The sequence below is a fragment of the Rathayibacter sp. AY1H3 genome, from assembly GCF_002932015.1.
In genome coordinates this window covers 1-19,905 of record NZ_PSUU01000013.1, presented here as the reverse complement: position 1 = coordinate 19,905, position 19,905 = coordinate 1, and the positions used below count along the sequence as shown (strand labels likewise).

The window sequence follows — 19,905 nt, the reverse complement described above, 5'->3', positions numbered from 1 at the left end:
GTCACGCGGGACGCGGGGCCCCGGGCTCCGCTCCCGCGGGCACGGCTCGCGCGCGGTGCGCGAAGAGAAGCACGACGGCGACCGCCGAGAGCACCAGGGCCGGCGTCGGGGCCCAGGCCGGAGCGAGCGTCACGGTCGCCGCTCCGACGACCGCCCCGCCTGCGAGGCTCGCGACGATGAGCGCCTGGAGGGTCCTCGACCCGGACGAGCGCTCGGCGAGCTCCTGCATCAGGCTCGTGAGCGTGCCCGTGACGAACGTCGTCGTCAGGCCGGCGGCGCCGGAGATCCGCTTCGCGAGCACGGTCTGCAGCCCGAGCGCCGTCGCGCTGGTCGCGATGAACGCGCAGTCGACGAGCAGCGACCTTCCGCTCTGCACCGTCGGCCAGGCGACCGCGACGGCGAGCTGCAGGACGACCCCCACGAGCGCGATCGAGCGGAGCGGACGTCTCCCGTCGCCGGTCGACGGCGTGCGCGCCCGGGTCGTGCGGAACCCGGCGTAGACCGCTCCGGCGAAGAAGACGATCGCCGTGACCGCTCCGGCCGCGGTCGTCAGCCAGGCGGAGCGGGGGTACAGCCCCAGCAGCACCAGGTTGCCCGTCATGTTCGCGGTGAAGATGCCGCCGAGCAGGAGGAACGCGAACGCGTCGGTCGCGCCCGAGGCGATGGCCAGCAGCACCAGGGCGAGCCGCAGTCGCGCGGGCCCGGTCACCGCCGTCACGCGAGGCCCTCAGCCATGGAGCTGCCGCCAGGTGACGATCTGCTCTCCGCGGAGCTCGTAGCTCCCGAAGCAGCGGAGCCAGTGGCCCTCCCCCGTGTCCGAGCGGAGGTGCAGGGCGTGCTCGGTGAGGACGACGCTGCCGGCGACGGCGATCGTGACGAGGGCGATCCGGATCTCGGTGAACGCCCGGTGGACCTCGTCGCACATCTCGAGGACCCGCGCCCGCCCCGCGATCTCCTGCGAGCTCGACGCGCTGTAGACGACCTCCGGATGCAGGAACGGGATGAGCTGGCGGCTGTCGCGAGCGCTCCACACCTCGAGGAAGTCGCGCACGACCAGCTCGTTCTCGATCATCGCGACGCCCCGCACCGACGCGTCCTGCCAGCTCTCGGCCATGGGTCCTCCCGCCGTCCCCGCACCGACACTCGTCGATGGCGACGAGCCTGCCCGAGAGCGCCCCGGGCGCCTACGCGTCGGATGACCCGATCTCCCCGCCGGCGGGCTCACCGCGCGTGGGCCGTCGCCAGCTCGCCCCAGTGCGTCGTCGCCCGGAGCGAGAGGGCGTCGCGCTTCATCGTCCACACCGGCCCCGTGCGGATGCCCGCCAGCCCGAGGCCGACCGCGGACCGGCCGTGGCGCTTGGTCACGGCGTCGATGGTGGCGCCGAGGCCCTTCGTGTCGAAGGCGGTGTCGAAGATCTCGAGCAGCGCGTGGGAGTTCCGCGGTGAGAGGTTCGTGAGGATGACGCCGGCCCGCACGTAGCGCGCGCCCTCCCGCAGCCGCGGGCGCAGGGTGCCGATCGCGGCCCTCACCATCGCCACCGGGTCGTCCGTGGGAACGGGGAAGCCGGCCAGGCCGCCGGCGGACTCGTACGGCGCGTCCGCGAACGGCGACGTCGACGCGAACACGCTCATCGTCCTGGTGACCGACTCCTGCGCGCGGAGGCGGTGGGCGGCGCGCTGCGCGTAGACGGAGAGCACCTGCTCCATGTCGCTGATCGTCGTCACGGGAGTGGCGAACGACCGGGAGAAGATCAGCTGGTCGCGGACGGTGCGGGCGGCCTCGAGCGGGATGCAGTCGACGCCGCGCAGCTCGTAGACGGAGCGCTGCAGGACGACCGAGAACTTCTTGCGGATCAGCGCGGGGTCCGCGTCGCGGAGGTCGCGGACGGTGTGGATGGACAGCTCCGCGAGGCGCTTCCCTGTGCGGCCGGCGACTCCCCACAGCTCGGTGACGTGCTGCGAGGCCATGAGCGCGTCGAGCTGCTCGGGCGTGTACCAGTCGGTGTCGCAGACGCCCCCCAGGCGCGGGTGCTTCTTCGCTCCGCCCTTGTTGACGAACTTCGCGAGCGTCTTGCTCGGGCCGAAGCCGACGCAGACGGGCAGCCCGACGTTCTTCGCGACGGCCGCCCGCATCGCCCGGCCGATCTTCGCCCGCTCCGCCACGTCGCCGTCGACGCCGAGGAAGGACTCGTCGATCGAGTACACCTCCTGCCAGGCGGAGTAGCGGCCCAGCAGCTCCATGACGCGCGCGGACAGCTCGCCGTACAGCTCGTAGTTGCTCGATCGGGCGATCACTTCCGGGAGGCGACCGGAGCGGATGAGCGGCTCGATCTGGAACCAAGGCGTGCCGTTCTCGATCCCGAGCCTCTTCACCTCGTCGGAGCGGGCGACCACGCAGCCGTCGTTGTTCGAGAGGACGACGACCGGCCGGCCCGCGAGCCTCGGATCGAACAGCCGCTCGCAGGAGACGTAGAACGAGTTCACGTCGACCAGGGCGATGCGCCGCTCAGAGCGCACGGTGCAGCCGGTGGAGGCAGACGGTGACGACGCCCCACACCTGGAGGTCGCTCAGCTCGGCGACGTGGATCGGCGGGTACTCCGGGTTCTCGGCCCGCAGGACCACTCCCCCGGAGTGCAGCTCGAGGCGCTTGACGGTCAGCTCGCCGTCGAGGATCGCGATGACCACGCTCCCGTGCGTCGGCGTGATCGACCGGTCGACCACGAGCTCGTCGCCGTCGCTGATGCCCGCGCCGACCATGCTCTCGCCCGAGACACGGACGATGAACGTCGACGTCCTGTCGCGGATCAGGTGGTCGTTGAGGTCGAGGGACCCGTCGAAGTAGTCCTGCGCCGGCGACGGGAATCCGGCCGCCACGGCCTCGCTGGTGACGAGGAAGGTGACGGCGACGGTGTCCGAGGCCGGAGTCGCGATGCGCTCCACGACGGTCACGCCCATGGTCGGCTCCCTCCTCGTCGCATCGAACATGTGTTCGAACGCGTCCGAGTGTAGGTCGGGGGCACCGACATTCGGGAGGCGCTCGGCGCCGTCCTGGACGGCCAGCGGAGACGATCATCGGCGATGCCGCCGGTCGCCGGGAGGAGTGGCGCGTCGGCCGACGCGAGCCCAGCCTCCCTGGAGCCTTCTCCGGCACGATCCGACCTCATCCTCTCGGAAGGAGCTCCTCTCATGCGCGCATCCCGTCCTCTTCCCGGCGACCCCTGGCCGTCGGAGATGGTCATCACGGTCGAGGACAACCCCGCGGCGCTGCTCGAGCTCCTCTGGATCCGCGAAGCGTGGGGCTTCACTCCGGCGGGCGACGGGCCGCCGCCGCTCGAGCGGTCCCCGGAACGGGTCGGGTCGGCGGAGCCCGGCGCCGACGAGCAGCGCGCCTGGCCTCAGCTGTGGCAGGACTGCGTCGAGCATCTGGCGGTCGAGACCGGCCCGCTCCTCCGGCAGCTCTCCAGCACCGCCGACGGATCGCCCGAGCGCGCACGCCTCCTCGACCTCGCGCGCGGCCCCGGCTGGCGGGAGCGCTTCGGCGACGACTCCCTCGGAGCGCCTTTCCGCGCCTGGCACGACGAGCTGCGGTCCACCCGGATGGACGCGCGGGACGTCCCGCTGGACGCCGCCCCCGAGCGGCGCTGCCTCGGCTCCCTCGTCCCCGCCTGGAAGGCCGGACTGAGGACGGTGGTCACCCTCCCCTGCCGCGGCGAGTACACGCGCGCCGTCTCCGGCTCGGTGCTGCTCCTGACCGACAGCGACCACCGGGACCCGGACCGCTACGCGGCCGCGCTCCGCCGGTTCGCCGACGGCTCTCGGGAGTGACGGGGCACGGATCTCCGGATCGGATGAACGCTCGCGCGCTCCGGACGGTATCCCCCTCCGAGCCGCCGATCTCCGGCGACCGCAAGTCTCGAGGAGTGCACGATGACCAGGAACATCAGAGTCGGTATCGCAGCTGTCGCCGTCGCGGGCGTGATGGCGGTGGCACCCGTGCTCGCCGGTGCGAGCAGCGTCGCTCCCGCCGCGGCGACCAGCGACTCCAGCAGCGCGTCGGACAGGAACCTGATCAACGCGGTCCGCTCCGTGGCGGCGAAGCTGCGGGTCGTCGGACTCTCCGACGGCGGCACGAAGCTCGTGCAGTTCAACCCGACCAAGCCCGGCAAGGTCACGAACCGCGTCGCCGTCACCGGCCTCACCGGCGGCGACACCGCGCTCATCGGCATCGACTACCGGGTCCAGGACGGCGCCCTCTACGGCGTCGGCGACAACGCGGCGAGCGCCGGCGTCTACTCCATCAACCCGTCCACCGGTGTGGCCACCCAGGTGACCCGTCTCACCGTGGCGCTGAGCGGCACCTCCTTCGGCGTCGACTTCAACCCCGCCGCCAACGCGCTCCGAGTGGTCAGCGACACGGGCCAGAACCTCCGTCAGCCGTTCGCCACCGCGGGCGCCGCGACGGTCGCCGACGGCACGCTCAGCTACGCCGCGCCCGCCGTGGCCACCGGTGTCGCCGGGGCCGCGTACACGAACAACGACCTCGACGCGAACAGCGCGACCACCCTGTTCGTCCTCGACACGGCCCTCGACCAGATCGCCATCCAGTCCCCGGCCAACGCCGGCACCCTGGCGCCGACCGGGAAGCTCGGCCTCGACGCAGCGGGTGCGACCGGCTTCGACATCTACTCCGTCCTCCGCAACGGCAGCTCCATCGGCTCGGTCGGCCTCGCCGCCGTCAACGGGTCGCTCTACGAGATCGGACTGCTGAACGGCACGGCGACTCCGCTCGGCGCCATCGGCGCGAACGTCACGGACATCGCCGTCCCGCTCGTCCAGCGCTGACCCGAAAGGCTCCCGGCGACCGCGCCCCTGCCGACCGACGCTCCCGGTGAGCGCCGGTCGGCAGGACGCTCCGGCGGGCCGCCAGGGCCGAGAGCCCTCGTCGGAAAGTTCACTCAGCTATGCATCACCGTTCACCCACCGACGGGGCGATCCGGAGTGAGATGAGCGTGCCCCTTTCCGGGGTCTCACCTCTCAAGGAGTCCACGACGTGACACGACTGTTCCGCTCCGCGAACCGCGGACGCTCCGCTCTGGCCCTCTCGGCCGCTGCTCTGGTCTGCGCCGCCGCACTGGCCGCACCCGGCGCCGCCACTGCTGTCGGTGCCGCCGACCTCTCCGCCACCGGCGGAGCCGCCCGCATCTCCCCGGTCGACGCCGACCTCTCCGACTCGCTGCGCGCAGCGGTGAAGGAGCAGGACGCGAAGAACGTCATCCTCCTCATCGGGGACGGCATGGGCGATTCGGAGATCACCGTCGCTCGCAACTACCAGTACGGAGCGGCCGGCCGCTTCCCCGGGATCGACGCCCTGCCGATCACCGGCCAGTACACGACCTACTCGCTCTACCGCGCGGACGACCCGGCGACGGGCGCCGTCAAGGGCGCCCCGGACTACGTGCCCGACTCCGCCGCCACCGGCAGCGCCTGGGCCACCGGCACCAAGACCTACGACAACGCCATCTCGGTCGACATCGACCAGCAGCGCAAGGACACCCTCCTCGAGATCGCGAAGGCGAACGGCCTGAAGACCGGCAACGTCACCACCGCCGAGATCCAGGACGCCACCCCGGCCGTGCAGGCCGCCCACGTCGACGCCCGCAGCTGCTACGGACCCGACAGCGCGAGCTGCGGCGACGACGCGCTGGAGAACGGCGGACTCGGCTCGATCAGCGAGCAGATCCTCGACACCCGCGCCGACCTGACCCTCGGCGGAGGCTCGGCCAGCTTCGCGCAGGTCGCCCGCGCCGGCGACTGGAGCGGCGAGCCGCTGTTCCAGCAGGCCGCGGAGCGCGGCTTCCAGGTGCTCGGGGACGCCACGACTGCCGCCACCGCCGCGCAGCTCGACGCGCTGGCCGTCGCCGACCAGGACGCGCCCGTGCTCGGACTGTTCAACTCCGGCAACCTGCCCGTCCGCTACGCGCCCACCCCGGCGACGGTCGGCGGAGCGGACGCCGCCCCGCAGACCTGCGTCGCGAACCCCGACCGTCCGGCCGAGCAGCCGACGCTCCGCTCCATGACCGAGAAGGCGATCGACCTCCTCGACACCGGCGACAAGGGCTTCTTCCTCCAGGTCGAGGGCGCGAGCATCGACAAGCAGGACCACGCCGCGAACGCGTGCGGCCAGATCGGCGAGACCGTCGACCTCGACGAGGCCGTCCAGGCCGCGCTCGCGTTCGCCGAGGCGGACGGGAACACCCTCGTCATCGTCACCGCCGACCACGCCCACTCCAGCCAGATCGTCGACTCCACCCCGCCGACCTCGCTCAGCACCGCGCTGAAGACCGCCGACGGCAGCACCATGAAGGTGTCGTACGGCACCGCCGCCGAGGGCGGATCGCAGCAGCACACCGGAACGCAGCTGCGCATCGCCGCCTACGGACCGGGCGCGGCGAACGTCGCCGGGCTCACCGACCAGACCGACACGTTCTTCACCATCACGAACGCGCTCGGAGTGGACCGCGACATCCGCTCGATGAGCTTCGGAGCCACCGCCGAGCTCTCCGGCTCGTCGTTCGCCCCCGGAGCCGACGTCACCCTCACCGCGAAGGGCTTCAACGGGGACACGCAGCTGATCGGCTCCGCGCCCCTCTTCACGGACCGCACCGCGACCCGCGACCTCGCCGGCGGCGGCCTCACCGTCACGGCGAAGGCGCCCACCACGCCCGGCGACTACAGCGTCACGGCGACCGGCGACCAGACCGGCAAGGCGATCACCCTGCCGTTCACCGTCACCGAGCGCCCGAAGTCGAGCACCCCCATCACCGACAAGGTCAAGGACCTCGGCGGGAAGCTGATCGACAAGATCCGCCAGCACTGAGCACTCGTCGGCCCGGCTCCTCTGGAGGAGCGCGGGCCGACGGAGTCGCGGGAAGGGCCGTCCCTCGGGGCGGCCCTTCCTCGCGTCCGGGGGGATCGGCACGACCGAGCGGGCCGGGTGAGCCCGCCGTTCGATCAGGACGCGTCGGCTCCCGGCGACTCGCGACGCGGCACGGCCCCCGCGCGATGCACGATCGAGCGGATCAGCGCTTCGAGCAGGAGCGGCGCCCCGGCGAGCGCCACCGAGGCGGCGACGACCGACTCCGTCCAGGGCGTGGTGTCGTACGACTGGGAGCCGACGAGCGCGGGAGCGATCGCGAACGTCGCGACGAGGTAGCCGGGCAGCGTCGATCCGATCAGGAGGACGAACGACGCTGCGCGGAGGGGCGACGTCCTCGCCACGAGGACCGCGAGCGCGAGAAGAGCGGTGGGCGCGACCAGTCCCAGCACGACCGCCGGGAGCATCGCCTGCAGGATCGTCGGTGCGCCGAGGATCCCGGACAGGACCGCGTGCAGGCCGAGGCAGCCGAACGCCGCGGCGACCACGGTCCGCATCACCGCGACCGGGCGCCGCCGTCCCGGACCGACCGCGGCGAGGACGGCGAGAGCGACGAGGAGGTGCCCGATCCCGAGCAGCTGCGCTGCCGATCCGACGTTCTCCCACGGATCGGCGGGCCACGAGTAGTCGTACCGGTGGTCCTCGATCGCCTGCTCGCCCAGGATCGGCCCGGCGACGGCCCAGCGCTGGACGGCTGCGAGCTGCTGCAGCCCGGCCGAGGCGAGCAGCAGGGCGCCGGCCACGAGGATCCGGCTCGAGCTCCGCTCTCGGGCTCCGGGACGTCCTGACTCCGCTGCTGTCATGCGGCCACGGTAGGGGCCGGGCCGTCCGGCACGGGTCGCCGGGAGGAGAACGTCTCGCCGCGATCGGTCCGCGCGAGACGCCTGCGCGCGATCCGGCGGGACCGCCCCCGGGCACCGGTGGGGGATGCTCCGCGGGGGACGAGACGAGGACACCGCGTCCTCCGCGCACCGGCCCCTGCCCTGTTGCGGACATGTCCGCTAGAGGCTGTTGTCGGCGGTGGGACCGGGTGCCACTGTTCGGAGACGGCCGCCCACGGTCGACCCGATCGAAGGCTCCAGCATGCGCTCTCCCTCCGCCTCCCGCCCGACCGACCCGGACGCCGGCACGGCCCACTCGACCCCTGAGCAGAGGACGAGGCCTCGGCCGGCGCTCGGCCTGCTCGCGCTGACGGCGACCGTCGCGCTCCTCCTCGGGACCACGGCTCCCCTGTCCGCGGTCGCCGCGGCTCCCGCTGCGACCGGTGTCGTCGGCTGGGGTGACGACTCCAGCGGGCAGGTCGCTGCGCCGGCTGGGCTCACCGACGCGACGGCGATCGCCGCGGGCGGCTCCCACAGCCTCGCCCTGCGCAGCGACAGCACCGTCGCCGCCTGGGGCGAGGACAGCAGCGGGCAGGCCACCGTGCCGACCGGTCTGGACGACGTCGTCGCCGTCGACGCCGGCGTCAACCACAGCCTCGCCCTGCGCAGGGACGGGACCGTCACCGCCTGGGGCGACGACGGCGACGGGCAGGCCACGGTGCCGGACGGGCTCGCCGACGTCACCGCCATCGCTGCCGGCGGCTACCACAACCTCGCCCTGCACGGCGACGGGACCGTCACCGCCTGGGGATACGACTTCTCTGGACAGGCGACCGTGCCGGACGGGCTCAGCGGAGTCGTCGCCATCGCCGCCGGCCGCTTCCACGACCTCGCGCTGCACCGCGACGGCACCGTCACCGCCTGGGGAGACGACGCCTTCGGGCAGACCGACGTGCCCGCGGGACTCACCGGCGTCACCGCCGTCTCCGCCGGAGCCACCCACAGCCTCGCGCTGCGCGCGGACGGGACCGTCGTCGCCTGGGGCAGCGACAGCGACGGCCAGTCCGACGTCCCCGACGGCCTCGCGGACGTCACCGCCGTCGCCGCCGGCGGCTACCACAGCATCGCTCTGCGCCGCGACGGCACCGTCACCGCCTGGGGCTACGACGGCTTCGGCGAGGCCTCCGTGCCGACGGGACTCACCGGCGCCACCGCCGTGTCCGGCGGCAGCTTCCACAGCCTCGCCCTCGGCGCTCGGCCCGTCTTCACGGCCGACGCCCCTCCGGCGACGGCGCCTCTCGGAACGCCCTTCTCCTACACCTTCGCCACCGGCGGCGCGTCGACGATCGAGTTCGCCTCCGGGTCCCTCCCGGCCGGCCTGACCCTCACCTCCGCGGGCGTCCTCTCCGGCACCCCGACCGTCGAGGGAGCGTCCTCCTTCACCGTGTCCGCCCGCACCACCTTCGGCACCACCACCGGCGCGCCCCACACACTCACCGTCGGGCAGGCGGCGACCGCTCCGACCCTCTCGGGGACGGCCGCGGCCGGCGTGGTCGGCTCCGCCTACGACTTCACGTACACGGCGACCGGATCCCCGGCGCCGGTCGTCACCGTCGCGTCGGGCACTCTGCCTCCTGGGCTCGCCCTCGACGGCTCGGGGCGCCTCACCGGTACTCCGACCACCGCGGGGACGTACGGCTTCACCCTCCGCGCGGTGAACCCGGCGGGCACCGTCGAGGCGGCGAGCACGCTGACCGTCTCTCCGCAGAAGGCGACCACGAGGGCCGACCTGCGCGTCGACGTCTCCGCTCCGACCACCGCGGTGAAGGGGAGGACGTTCACGTACACGCTCATCACGAAGAACGCCGGACCCTCCGCGTCGACGTCCGTCTACTCGAAGGTGATCCTCCCCCCGACCGTGCAGTTCGAGTCCGCCACGGGCTCGTACAGCCGCATCGGGAGCATCGTGATCTTCCCGCGCTCGAGTCTCGCGAACGGGCAGACCGTCACCGAGAGGATCACCGTCACGGCCACGCGCACCGGCACCGCGACCGCCTTCGCCGCCGCGTTCTCGGTCAGGACACCGGACCCGTCGATGCGCAGCAACGCCGACAACGCCGCGACGACCGTCCGCTGACCGCGGGCGCAGGAGGACAGCGGGCGGGCCTCCGGGATCGCCCGACGTCTTGATCCGCGAGGTACGGATGCACCCGGAATCCCCGTTCACCGGCGCCCGACCCGCGGAGGGGGCGGCTAGAGCACGTCCGCGATCGCGGCGAACGTCCTGTCCGGGTCCTCGAGCTGCATGTCGTGGTGCACGCCCGGGAGCCGGCGCACCTGCCAGCCCCGCTGCTCGAGCCGCGCGGCCAGGGCGTCCGGCAGCACCGCCGGCGACTGGTCGGAGAGCACGACCGTCGACGGGACCGTCGGCGCCTCGACCGGGACCGGGTGGAAGGCGACGTCCCGGAACACGCCGACGGCCATCCGCGCGTCGAACCGCTTCTTCGCGTCGTCGAGGAGCGCGCGGGTCTCGGGGCTGTAGGCGGCGCGGACCGCGGCGCCCGCCCGCGCCTGTCCGAGCTGAGCGAGGCCGAGCGACAGGAGCGGCACCGCCCAGAACAGCCGTCCGGCGAGGCCGCTCGTCGGCAGCGACAGGGCGAACCCGGGATCGAGGTAGACGGCCCGGCCGGGCGCGAGTGCGGCGACGGCGCGCTGCAGCACCGCGCCGCCGAGCGAGTGGCCGACCACGCTGTCGAGCCCCGCCGGCAGCGACTCGACCAGATCAGCGGCCATGTCGTCGATCCGGTACGACTCCGCCCGCGGGCTCGCGCCGTGCCCGCGCAGATCGACGGCCGTGACCGTGTAGCGGCCGGTCGCGACGAGCCGCTCGACGAACGGCCCCCAGGTCGTCGCCGACGCGCCGAGACCGTGCACCAGCCCGACGTGTCGTGGTCCGGATCCGGTGGTGAGGGTCTGCAGGCGCATCCCCTGATCCTGCCGGAGACGGCGCCTGAGGCGGAGGCGCCGGGCGGATGCGGAGCCTGCTGCTGCACCCTCTGCGTCGACGATCGCGCCACATCTCCTGCCATCGAGGTGTGCGCTCTTGACTCCGCCGATGAGCGCTGGGAGGTTCTCCGGATGCGGTGGCACTCCGCCGTCCGCCCGAGCAGCCGGCCGAAGAGAGGACCTCCATGACAGCGACGAGCAGAGCCACGGGAACGGTCGGCCGGACCGCCGTCGTCTTCGGGGCGGCGGGTCTCGTCGTCGGGGCCGTCGTCGGCGGAGCCGCCGTCTTCGGAGCGGGGCTCCTCCTCGACGACTCGAGATCGAGGATCACGATCCGGGACGTCACCCGCGCGGAGCTGGACGGACTCGAGCGCGCTGCCGCTCCGAGCAGGGAGGCCTGCGGAGATCGTCGTGGGTGCGTGGAGGGCGTCGACGGGCCCGGGGCGTCGATCCACCGCTACCACTCCCTCGATCTCGCGCGGCAGGCGACGGTGTACAACACGAGGGACGTCTACCGGTCGGACCGGCTCGTCGTCGAGTTCGAACCGGATCTGGGCCCCGATGAGCGGCACGACCTGATCCAGGTGATCGAAGGGACCTGGACCGGGAGCAGCGACTGACGGGCGTGAAGCGAGCCGCACGGACGGCGTCGACGAGCGACCGGAGGGCGGGGCCCTCGACTACTCGCTCAGCGCCGATCCTCCCCCGGAATGCCCACCGGACAGGGGCCTCCGCAGGGGGTCCGCTCGGGTGCGGTCCGGGCCTACGCTCGCCCCATGCACCTCCGCACGGTCGCGATCAGGCCCGGCACCGCCGCCCTCGCGCCGGTCGGCGCGCCGCCTCGGACCGCGCTGGACGACGTGCTCGCCCACCTGATCGCGGCGCTGGCGATCGGATCCGGCCTGCTGCTCGTCCCGGCGGGCGTCGGCGGAGTGCCGCTCCTCGCCACCGGATCGACCGGAGCGAGCGCCTTCGAGGCGTGGGCGCTGATCCGGACGACGGTGGCCCTGCAGATCGGCATCGCCGTGCTCGCGATCGGTCTCGGCGCCGTGGCGCGGACGCGCGGACCCGCGGGAACCCGGGCGGAGCGCTGGTGCGTGGTCGCCGCGGTGAGCGCCGCGATCGGCGTGGTCCTGCTGGTCGTGCCGCCGGCCTGAGGAGCCTCCGGAGAGCGACGACCACCGGCCCGTCAGAATCGCCGCGCCCGGCCGTGACCGAACCGTCACCTCGCGCCGCGCGGCGTGATCGGATCGTTGCAGGATCCGGCACCGGCTGAGGTTCCGCATAGGACACACTCGGCCACAGGGGGCGATCGTCCCCCGCTCATGGGGAAGCCGACCGCGATCAGCGGCTCGGAGAAAGCAGGAATCGTGCGTTCTGCGCGACGACGCCACGGCGTCACCATCATCACCACTGCGGCACTGCTGGGGGCGCTCGCGTTCCCGTCCGTCGCCCTGGCCACCGAGGTCGTCCCTGACGCCGCCTCGAGCCCCGCACCGGCCGAGCCGGCTCCCACCGCGGAGCCGACCGCGACTCCGGAGCCCACGGCGACGCCGCAGCCGGCCTCGACTCCGGCGCCCACTCCGGCTCCGACCACCGCGCCCGTCGAGAGCGCGCAGTCGCCCCTGGCGATCGCCCTCGACCGCACCACCTACGAAGCGGGCTCGGCGTTCTCCGCGATCCCCTCGGCGGAGGGCTGGGCCGGCGGCCTGGACGTGTCCGGGACCGGTTTCCAGCCCGGCACCGTCGCCGTCGTCGTGCTCCGCGACGGCGCCTCGGAGGAGGCCGTCACCACCAGCGTGATCACCGCCTCCGGCGGGCTCCGCCTCCAGGACTGGCTCCCCACCGACGCGGACGGCGTCGCGGTGGACCCCCACCTCCCGCTCCCCGGCGAGACGATCTCCGTCGTCGCGGAGGGACTCGACGCCTCGGGCGCCCGTGTCGCCTCCGATGCCGTCGAGCTGACCGTGACGCAGCCCGACACGAGCGTCGTCTTCCAGAACCGGGAGGACGGCGGGGTGCTCCCGGCCGGTGCGGACATCCAGGTCGGAGAGTTCCGGATCCACGGCGTCGTCGCCTCGTTCCGCGGATTCGACCGCGGCGAGGACGTGTCCGTCACGCTCACCGCGCCCGACGGCAGCACCTCCGCCCTCGTGCCCCCCGCGCCGACCCCGCTCTCGGGCGAGGCCTTCGTCCTGCTCGACGCCGACACCATGGCGGACCAGCTGGGCACCTTCTCCGTCACCGCCACGGGAGAGACCAGCGGACGCTCCGTGACGTCGTCGCTGGAGCAGGTCCCCTCGCGCACCGCGATCCGGATCTGGCCCCAGGGGGCTTCGCCCGAGCCCGCCCCGGCGGACGGACAGCCCACCAGCGGTGGCGCTCTCCTCGGCTTCGGCGCGGACGAGACCGTCTCGATCGGCGTCTTCTCGACCTCGGGTGCGCGCCAGACGCTCACGGGCGGCGGCTCGAGCCTCGAGGTCGGCGTCGACGGGCTCGGCTGGAGCCTGATCTCCCTCGGCGAGTACCCTCTGCAGGACCCGGCGAGCGAGATCTACTGCGTCATCGCCCGCGGCACGTCGAGCGGTCTCGTGGCGAGCACCTCCTACGACTACACGCTGACGGAGGAGGACCCGATCGCCGGAGAGGCCGACTGCTCCGCCGCGGTCGCCGCCGTCACGGCGCACCCTGCCGGCGCCGGGCCCGCAGTGCACCCGGCCGGCTCCGGACCCGCGGCGCAGACGGGCGGCCACCGCCCCGTCCTCGCCTCGACCGGCGTCTCGACGACCGCGCCGCTCGCCCTGGCCGCCTTCGGCATCCTCGGCGGTCTCGCCCTGACGGTGCTCCGCCGCCGCCGCGCGTAGACGGCCGCGCACCGCGCACGACGAAGGCGCCCGGGCACACCGCCCGGGCGCCTTCGCCGTCGCGAGACCTGTCGGGTCAGTCGGACGGCACCGCGCAGGTCTCCTCCGCCGCGGTCTGACCCGGAGCGTCGACGGCGACGGGAGCGGGATCCGTCGGAGCCGCGCCGCCCTCCGCGGGCGTCTCCGCCGCGGGCGCCTCCTCCGCCGGAGCGTCGGACGCGAGGGTCACCGGCTGGTCGTTGAGGACGCGGCTCATGAGCTCGGCGCCGACCTCGGCGTTCGGCACGACCTTGCCCGGGTAGTCCGGGTCGTCGAGCGCCGGGTACTGCACGAACACCATCTTCGAGAGGTCGACGTCCTTCAGCGCGAGGGCGAGCGAGATCATCGTCGCCGGGCTCGTGAGCGACGTCGACAGGTGCACGTTCGACGAGGTCGCCTGCGCGAGTCCGTAGAGGGCGGGGATGTTCGAGAGGGTGTCGGCCGAGCGGACGGTGCGCATCAGGGAGGCCAGGTACTGCTGCTGCGACGAGATGCGGCTGAGGTCGCTCTGGTCGCCGACGCCGTGGCGGCTGCGGAGGAACGAGAGGGCCATCGACCCGGAGACGGTGGAGGTGCCGGCGGGCAGGTCCAGGCCCGAGTCGGTGTCGAGGATCGGACCGGTGAGGCAGATCGGGACCCCGCCGACGGCGTTGCTCATCTCGATGACGCCGTTGAAGGACACCCAGCCGGCGTAGGGCACCGTCAGGCCGGTGAACTGCTGCAGGGTGTCGTTGACGCAGGCGAGCCCGCCGTACTGGAACGCGGAGTTGAGCGGGACGCCGGCGGCCGCCTCGGTGACGACGCCCGTCTCGGGGTCGGTGCACGCGGGACGGTCCAGGATCAGGTCGCGCGGGAAGCTGATCACCGTCGCGCTGCGGTGGTCGGCCGAGACGTGGAGCAGGATGTTGACGTCGTTGAGCGTGTCGTCGCGGACGCCGAACGTGTCGCCCTGCGTGGCGTCGTTGTCGGTGCCGACCACCAGGACGTCGAAACCGCCCTCGACCGCGCCCATCTGCACGTTCCCGGCGGTGGGAGGAGCGACGCCCAGGTCGACCGCGTTGTCGGCGACGTTCCGGCTGATGCTCACCGTCGCGATCGCCACGAGCGAGGTGGCGCTGACGGCGAGGACGCCGACCACCGCCGCGATCCCGACCACCACTGACCGCGCCCCGGACCGCCGCCGGAGCCGCCCGTGCCGCACCGCGCGCTCGTGAACCCTCATGCGCTCCCACCCCTCGCCCCGCCCGCCCGTTCGCGGACGCAGTCGCTCGCCAGTGTAGGCAGGCCCCCTCCGATGCGGCGCGGAACGGCCCTGCTACCGTCGTGCGCGCATCGAGGAGCGGAGGAGGAGCCGTGGAACGCCGAGTCGTCGATCCCGTCACGCAGATCGAGTGGATCGTCCCGCCGTTCGCGACGGAGGAGGACACCCTCGCCCGCGCGCGGGCCGATCGGGAGGGGCGGCTCGCCGACCTCCGCCTGTACCCGGACCACTGCGCGGAGTATCCGCTCTGGGCGGTCGACGGCCCGGTCGACGACCCGGGTGCGATCGGCGTCCCGGAGGCCCTGCACGGACCGCTGCTCCGCTGGCAGGAGCTCTGGGCCGCCGGATGCGACGTGTTCGAGGGCTGGAGGAGCGCCGAGGCGGAGGAGCGCTGGCTCGCCCTCGGCCGGGAGCTGCACACCGAGCTCGAGGCCGCCCTCTGGCTGACGACCCGGGTGCTCGCCTGCTTCTGAGGGCTGCTGCCCGGGCATCCGCGCAGAAGCCGCCGGCGCAACCCGTCCCCGGACCGGCCCCCGCGTGCCTACCCTGGACGGTGCGCTCTCCTCGTCTTCTGCAGCAGGTCGTCGGCAAGCTCGGCGGGCAGCGGCCCGCGGCCCCGGTGAGCCGTCGAGCGCAGCGGGCGCTCCTCGCCGAGCAGACGGTCCGCGGGGTGCTCGAGCTGGCCGTGCGGCTGGGCGAGACGCTGCTCTCGCTGGGGTCCGCGGCCGCCGAGGTGACCGAGACGATCCAGCGGGTGTGCCGCGCGTACGGCATCGAGTGCCAGGTCGACCTCACCTTCACGTCGATCCTGGTCGTGCACGACGGAGGCGACGACTCCCCCAGCGTGAGCGTGCTGCGCGTCGTCCCCTCCCGCAGCGCCGACTACGAGCGGCTCGCCCGCGTGACGGCGCTCGTCACCGCCATCACCGAGGGCTCGCCGGAGGTCCGCGTCGCCGACGCCGTCGACTCCGCCGAGGCCCGCGAGGAGGCCCGGCACCAGTTCGAGGCCGCGCACGACCGGCTCGACGCGATCCTCGTCCAGCCGCACCGCTACCGCCGCGGAGTCGTCACCCTCACGCTCGCGCTGATGGCCGCGGGCGTCGCGCTCCTGCTCGGGGGCGGCCCGCTCGTCGTGCTCCTCGCCGCCGCGACGGCCGCCGCGATCGACCTGGTCAACCAGCTGCTCGCCCGCTGGGGCCTGCCCGCCTTCTTCCAGCAGATCGCCGGTGCCGCGGTGGCGACCGGAGTGGCGGTGGTGCTGCTCGCGGTCGTGCCGCGGCTGCCCGTGGAACTGGCGGTACTGCCGCCCGCGCTCGTCGTCGCGTCGGGGGTGGTCGTGCTCCTCGCCGGGCTCTCGTTCGTGGGAGCGGCGGACGACGCGATCAACGGGTTCCCGATCACGGCGGGCGGCCGGCTGCTGGAGGTCGGGCTGCTGACGCTGGGCATCGTCGTCGGGATCGCCGTGGTGCTCGACGGCGCGCGCTCGCTCGGGGTCGAGCTGGTGCTGGTCGACTCCTACGCCCGCCCCTGGCCGGCCGCTGTGCAGGTGCTCGGCGCCGGGGTCGCGGCCGGCGCCTGGGCACTCTCGTCGCACACCCCGCCGCGGCCCGCGCTCATCGCCGCCCTCACCGGAGCCGGCGCGTTCCTGATCTCCGACTCGCTGACCACCTCGGGCTTCGCGCCGCTCATGGCCAACGCCCTCCCGGCGCTGGCGATCGGCCTGCTCGGCGAGATGCTGGCCGAGCGGATGCGGGTGCCCGCCGTGGTGACGACCGCGTGCGCGATCGTCCCCCTCCTGCCCGGCCTCACCCTCTACCGCGGCGTCCTCGGCCTCACCTCGAACGCCGGCCCGAGCGCCGGGATCGAGCTCCTGCTCCAGGCGGGCATGATCGCGCTGGGCCTCGCCGGCGGAGTCACGCTCGGCCGGATCGCCTACCGCCGCCTGCGCACCCCGATCGTGCGCGCGGTGGCGCCGGTCCGCGCCCGGACCCGCCGGGACCGCGGGATCGAGCAGGCCCTCGCCGCCGACGTCCTCTACCCCGACGGCGCCGAGGCCGGGCAGGCGGACACCGCACAGGACGCCACGGCGTCGGGCAGCGGATCCGGCCTCACGGCGTCCGACCCGTCGGCGCCGGCCGCGGTCGACCCCGCACCGCTGTCCGACGAGTCGGCGCCGGCCGCCGAGGAGCCGTTCACCCGCACCGGGATCGTCCCGATCGTCAGCACGATCGGCGTGACGGAGCCGGTGCCGATCGTCACCGGGGAGGATCCGGCCGACCGGGGCTGACGACAGGGCCTGCTCCCGCGGCCTGCTCCTCGCCGCAGAGGGAGCCGCCCCGCCGGTCAGCCCGCGTCGCCCCGCACGACCGCGGTCCGGCGGGTGTCGATGACGATCACCGAGCCGAGCACGATCAGGGCGAGCGACACCGAGGCGAGCGTGTCGGTCAGCCAGTGGTAGCCGAGGTAGAGCCGGGCGACGATCTGGCCGGCGATCATCCCGAGCGAGAGCGCGAAGCCCCCGATCATCCAGCTCCGGGAGGAGCGGCGGGAGGCGAGGAGGAACGTGGTGATCAGGAAGAAGTCGCTCACGCCGGTGACGTGGCCGGAGGGGAACGAGAACGTGCCGTCGGGCCCGAGCAGCATGTACTCGACCGGCGGGCGCATCCGCATCACGAGGTGAGCGGCCAGCTGCACGCTGAGCATCCCGACGAGCATGCCGCCGGCCAGGAGGATCGGCCGCCAGAGGTGCCGCGCGAGGACGAACCAGAGCACGAGCACCGCCAGGATGATGACCGGCAGGTAGACCGGCCCGAAGACGGTGGCGAGCGCGTCCATCACGACCGTGCCCTCGGCGGAGCGCTTCTCGCGGAACCACTCGGCGACGACCGGATCGAGGACGGTGAGGCCGGTGCCGCTCGCGACCTGCGCGGTGAAGGCCGCGAAGAGGACGACGCCGACGCCGATGAGGCCGAAGCCGGCCCGGTCGAGGCCGCGGCGCGCCTCCGGGGCCATCACGCGCTCCTCCACGAGGAACCGCTGGTGGAAGCGGGCGCGGCGCGAGAGGGCGGGGGTGCTCATCCGCTCACCCTAGGGCTGCGGAGGCGCCGCCGACCGGGCCGTTCGCTCAGCGTCCTGCCGCGTAGTGCGTCTGGATCTGCTCCGGCGTGAGGACCGTCGAGTACACCGCGGCGTAGCGCAGGCTCCCGCCGAAGTACGAGGAGCCGACGTTCGGCCACTGGCCGCCCAGGCTGTCGTATCCGATCTTCCAGGTGCCCGTCGTGTTCTCGGCCGTGCGGTACGTGCTGTTCGAGGCGACCTTCACGCCGTCGACCCAGAGCGCGATGCCCGCCGTCGGCGAGAGCGTGGAGACGACGTGGTGCCAGAGCCCGTCGTTGACGGCTCGGGTGCTCGTGATGGTCTGCGCGGCGCCGTTGTAGACGCCGAAGACGAGCTTGCCGTCGGCACCGATGTAGGTGTGGCGGTCGTACTGGCCGCCGGGAGCGGTGGCGCCCGCGCTGAAGCTGAAGAGCTTGCCGCCGGCGTTCGTGGTCTTGAACCAGATCTCGGTGCTGAAGGTGCCGGGGTTCCTGATCTCCAGCGGCGTGCTCAGGTACTGGTTGGTGCCGTTCGGCGTCCACGAGCCGCCCGCGTCGCGCGGGCAGGCCTTGGGCGTCGCGGCGGAGCTGACCATCGCGGTCGGGAAGAGGCTGGTGGAGCGGTAGGTGCCCGGGTACTGGCCGGAGTCCGTGTCGGGCGCGGTCGTCGATCCGCTCGGCTGCGCGAGCGTGTAGGCGAAGAGCGCGGCCCCGCGGTCGGCGGCGAGGGCGCCGTCGCAGGTGAAGAACGCGGCGGCGCTGCCGACCGTGTTGGTCGAGTTCAGGATCGAGGCGGTGTACGCGCCGGAGGTGGCCGGGGCGGTGAGCAGCACGGCGGCCAGGGCGGCGGCGGCGAGGGCGGCGACGACAGACCTCGGGCGGGCGAGGAGGGTGCGCAGCCGCGCGGCCGGTGAGGCGGCGGAGAGGCGGTGCCGGCTCATGCCGTCTCCTCCTCGCGGGCGGCGCGGCGGCCGCGCTCGGCGGTCCGCTCCGGCTCCCCGGGGAGGCCGACGAAGACCGTGTAGAGCACCGGGATCGCGCAGAGCAGGACGAAGAGGACCCAGCCCCAGAACGGCAGGTGCAGAGCGGAGGAGAGGGCGTAGGCGTCTCCGTCGTGCGCCGGGATCTGCAGGCGGCCGACCTGTCCGGAGACCAGGTCGACGGGGTCGGCGCCCTTGGCGCTCACGCGGATGGGGAGGACGCCCGTCGAGACGAGCGTGGCGTTCGTCGTGCCGCTGTCGACGGTGGCCTCGAGGACGACGATGCCGACCAGCGGGCGGAGCACGAAGACGGTGACGGACGCGACGAGCGAGAGGCCGAGGATCCGCATCGACGCCCGCTGGGTGGGCGAGGCGATGAAGCGGGTGAGCAGCTGCACGAGGACGGCGCCGATGATCACCAGCGGCAGGCCGCGCACGAGCCAGCCGAGCACCGGCAGCGCCGTGGTGACGACTCCGATGAGCTGGTCCTGGCCGGTGGCCCACGGATCGACGGCTCCGTTGATGTCGCCCTGGGTGCGGAGCGTGCCGTCGTCCGCGATCTCGACGACCCGGTGGGTGTAGGTCTCGTCGGGCGTGGTGGTGGGGTGGAAGCTGACCGCGTCGCCGACCCGGACCTCCTCGAGGGCCGTCGGCTCGGTGAGGACGAGGGTGCCGACCGGGGCGGCCGTGCCCATGGAGGGCGTCTGCACGATGAACCAGCGTCCGCCGGACGCGTGGAACAGGAGCGCCGCCGCGACCAGGACGGCCAGCAGAGCGGTCGTCGTCCCGATCAGGGCGGTGCGGAGGAGGGACCGGCGGGGGCGGTCACGAGCAGGAGCGCCGCAGCGAGCGGGCTCCCGCGCCGGGGCGCGTCGGATCGAGAGGGTCGGTTCGTCTCCGCGCG

The 19,905-nt window shown here is 73.6% G+C and carries 19 protein-coding genes; 9 read left to right on the top strand and 10 right to left on the bottom strand.

Features of this window, described 5'->3' with window-relative positions:
- Nucleotide 1: 1 nt before the first annotated feature.
- The 4 genes from C5C33_RS06925 to C5C33_RS06910 all read right to left on the bottom strand — a co-directional run bounded on the left by C5C33_RS06925 (nt 2) and on the right by C5C33_RS06910 (nt 2,956).
- Complete coding sequence (locus C5C33_RS06925; protein WP_104260758.1) at nt 2–718, bottom strand: YoaK family protein; 717 nt, start codon at nt 716–718, stop codon at nt 2–4.
- Between the two features lie 9 nt (nt 719–727).
- On the bottom strand, nt 728–1,114 hold the full coding sequence (locus tag C5C33_RS06920; protein ID WP_104247117.1) for a nuclear transport factor 2 family protein: 387 nt from the start codon (nt 1,112–1,114) through the stop codon (nt 728–730).
- Nucleotides 1,115–1,221: 107 nt separating this feature from the next.
- On the bottom strand, nt 1,222–2,517 hold the full coding sequence (locus C5C33_RS06915) for a Y-family DNA polymerase (RefSeq protein ID WP_104260757.1): 1,296 nt from the start codon (nt 2,515–2,517) through the stop codon (nt 1,222–1,224).
- Nucleotides 2,507–2,956: a LexA family transcriptional regulator gene (locus C5C33_RS06910; RefSeq protein WP_104260756.1), complete on the bottom strand. Its 450-nt coding sequence runs from the start codon at nt 2,954–2,956 to the stop codon at nt 2,507–2,509. Before C5C33_RS06910 ends, C5C33_RS06915 begins: the two co-directional genes overlap by 11 nt.
- 231 nt (nt 2,957–3,187) lie before the next feature.
- On the opposite strand from C5C33_RS06910, the gene C5C33_RS06905 reads away from it, so the two are divergent.
- The 3 genes from C5C33_RS06905 (at nt 3,188) to phoA (ending at nt 6,878) form a co-directional block, all read left to right on the top strand.
- Nucleotides 3,188–3,826 carry a hypothetical protein gene (locus C5C33_RS06905; protein WP_104260755.1) on the top strand — a complete coding sequence of 213 codons (639 nt, stop codon included), beginning with the start codon at nt 3,188–3,190 and terminating at the stop codon, nt 3,824–3,826.
- Between the two features lie 102 nt (nt 3,827–3,928).
- On the top strand, nt 3,929–4,843 hold the full coding sequence (locus C5C33_RS06900) for a DUF4394 domain-containing protein (RefSeq protein ID WP_219813325.1): 915 nt from the start codon (nt 3,929–3,931) through the stop codon (nt 4,841–4,843).
- Between the two features lie 208 nt (nt 4,844–5,051).
- Nucleotides 5,052–6,878 (top strand): alkaline phosphatase, encoded by a 1,827-nt coding sequence (phoA, locus tag C5C33_RS06895; RefSeq protein WP_258069192.1) that lies wholly within the window; start codon nt 5,052–5,054, stop codon nt 6,876–6,878.
- A 134-nt stretch (nt 6,879–7,012) separates the two neighbouring features.
- On the opposite strand, the gene C5C33_RS06890 is transcribed toward phoA, so the two are convergent.
- Nucleotides 7,013–7,738: a hypothetical protein gene (locus C5C33_RS06890; protein WP_146081503.1), complete on the bottom strand. Its 726-nt coding sequence runs from the start codon at nt 7,736–7,738 to the stop codon at nt 7,013–7,015.
- A gap of 280 nt (nt 7,739–8,018) precedes the next feature.
- Here C5C33_RS06890 and C5C33_RS18205 point away from each other — a divergent pair, with 280 nt between their 5' ends.
- The gene (locus tag C5C33_RS18205) at nt 8,019–9,893 is read left to right on the top strand and encodes a DUF11 domain-containing protein (RefSeq protein ID WP_146085755.1); all 1,875 of its coding nucleotides are present in this window, start codon (nt 8,019–8,021) and stop codon (nt 9,891–9,893) included.
- 116 nt (nt 9,894–10,009) lie between these two features.
- Here the strand turns inward: C5C33_RS18205 and C5C33_RS06880 are convergent, their stop codons facing one another.
- Entirely contained in the window at nt 10,010–10,741 is a 732-nt protein-coding gene (locus C5C33_RS06880) for an alpha/beta fold hydrolase (protein ID WP_104226554.1), read from the bottom strand.
- Between the two features lie 206 nt (nt 10,742–10,947).
- Here C5C33_RS06880 and C5C33_RS06875 point away from each other — a divergent pair, with 206 nt between their 5' ends.
- From C5C33_RS06875 to C5C33_RS06865, 3 genes are all read left to right on the top strand, one after another.
- Nucleotides 10,948–11,382, top strand: coding sequence for a hypothetical protein (locus tag C5C33_RS06875; RefSeq protein ID WP_104226555.1), 435 nt, complete (start codon nt 10,948–10,950; stop codon nt 11,380–11,382).
- A gap of 156 nt (nt 11,383–11,538) precedes the next feature.
- On the top strand, nt 11,539–11,919 hold the full coding sequence (locus C5C33_RS06870) for a hypothetical protein (protein ID WP_104262235.1): 381 nt from the start codon (nt 11,539–11,541) through the stop codon (nt 11,917–11,919).
- A 213-nt stretch (nt 11,920–12,132) separates the two neighbouring features.
- A complete protein-coding gene (locus C5C33_RS06865; RefSeq protein ID WP_146085754.1) occupies nt 12,133–13,626 on the top strand; it encodes an LPXTG cell wall anchor domain-containing protein in 1,494 nt (497 codons plus the stop codon).
- 76 nt (nt 13,627–13,702) lie between these two features.
- Here the strand turns inward: C5C33_RS06865 and C5C33_RS06860 are convergent, their stop codons facing one another.
- Nucleotides 13,703–14,824, bottom strand: coding sequence for an LCP family protein (locus C5C33_RS06860; protein WP_146085753.1), 1,122 nt, complete (start codon nt 14,822–14,824; stop codon nt 13,703–13,705).
- Between the two features lie 194 nt (nt 14,825–15,018).
- Here C5C33_RS06860 and C5C33_RS18435 point away from each other — a divergent pair, with 194 nt between their 5' ends.
- Both C5C33_RS18435 and C5C33_RS06855 read left to right on the top strand, forming a co-directional pair.
- Complete coding sequence (locus C5C33_RS18435) at nt 15,019–15,399, top strand: hypothetical protein (RefSeq protein ID WP_181127767.1); 381 nt, start codon at nt 15,019–15,021, stop codon at nt 15,397–15,399.
- Nucleotides 15,400–15,479: 80 nt separating this feature from the next.
- Complete coding sequence (locus C5C33_RS06855) at nt 15,480–17,213, top strand: threonine/serine exporter ThrE family protein (protein WP_181136206.1); 1,734 nt, start codon at nt 15,480–15,482, stop codon at nt 17,211–17,213.
- A gap of 56 nt (nt 17,214–17,269) precedes the next feature.
- Here C5C33_RS06855 and C5C33_RS06850 read toward each other — a convergent pair whose 3' ends face one another.
- The 3 genes from C5C33_RS06850 to C5C33_RS18430 all read right to left on the bottom strand — a co-directional run.
- Nucleotides 17,270–18,004 (bottom strand): phosphatase PAP2 family protein, encoded by a 735-nt coding sequence (locus C5C33_RS06850; RefSeq protein WP_104260750.1) that lies wholly within the window; start codon nt 18,002–18,004, stop codon nt 17,270–17,272.
- A gap of 46 nt (nt 18,005–18,050) precedes the next feature.
- Nucleotides 18,051–18,962, bottom strand: coding sequence for a LamG domain-containing protein (locus C5C33_RS06845; RefSeq protein ID WP_104247132.1), 912 nt, complete (start codon nt 18,960–18,962; stop codon nt 18,051–18,053).
- Nucleotides 18,959–19,905, bottom strand: a 947-nt coding sequence (locus C5C33_RS18430; RefSeq protein ID WP_104260749.1) for a S26 family signal peptidase, incomplete at its 5' end; no start/stop codon positions are given. The genes C5C33_RS06845 and C5C33_RS18430, both read right to left, overlap by 4 nt.

Excerpts from the sequence above, each read along its gene's own strand:
- C5C33_RS06920 (WP_104247117.1), bottom strand. The coding sequence starts at position 1,114 with ATGGCCGAGAGCTGGCAGGACGCGTCGGTGCGGGGCGTCGCGATGATC.
- C5C33_RS06905 (WP_104260755.1), top strand. The coding sequence starts at position 3,188 with ATGCGCGCATCCCGTCCTCTTCCCGGCGACCCCTGGCCGTCGGAGATG.
- C5C33_RS06850 (WP_104260750.1), bottom strand. The coding sequence starts at position 18,004 with ATGAGCACCCCCGCCCTCTCGCGCCGCGCCCGCTTCCACCAGCGGTTC.
- C5C33_RS06900 (WP_219813325.1), top strand. The coding sequence starts at position 3,929 with ATGACCAGGAACATCAGAGTCGGTATCGCAGCTGTCGCCGTCGCGGGC.
- C5C33_RS06890 (WP_146081503.1), bottom strand. The coding sequence starts at position 7,738 with ATGACAGCAGCGGAGTCAGGACGTCCCGGAGCCCGAGAGCGGAGCTCG.
- C5C33_RS06880 (WP_104226554.1), bottom strand. The coding sequence starts at position 10,741 with ATGCGCCTGCAGACCCTCACCACCGGATCCGGACCACGACACGTCGGG.
- C5C33_RS06845 (WP_104247132.1), bottom strand. The coding sequence starts at position 18,962 with ATGAGCCGGCACCGCCTCTCCGCCGCCTCACCGGCCGCGCGGCTGCGC.
- C5C33_RS06910 (WP_104260756.1), bottom strand. The coding sequence starts at position 2,956 with ATGGGCGTGACCGTCGTGGAGCGCATCGCGACTCCGGCCTCGGACACC.
- C5C33_RS06870 (WP_104262235.1), top strand. The coding sequence starts at position 11,539 with ATGCACCTCCGCACGGTCGCGATCAGGCCCGGCACCGCCGCCCTCGCG.
- C5C33_RS18205 (WP_146085755.1), top strand. The coding sequence starts at position 8,019 with ATGCGCTCTCCCTCCGCCTCCCGCCCGACCGACCCGGACGCCGGCACG.
- C5C33_RS06875 (WP_104226555.1), top strand. The coding sequence starts at position 10,948 with ATGACAGCGACGAGCAGAGCCACGGGAACGGTCGGCCGGACCGCCGTC.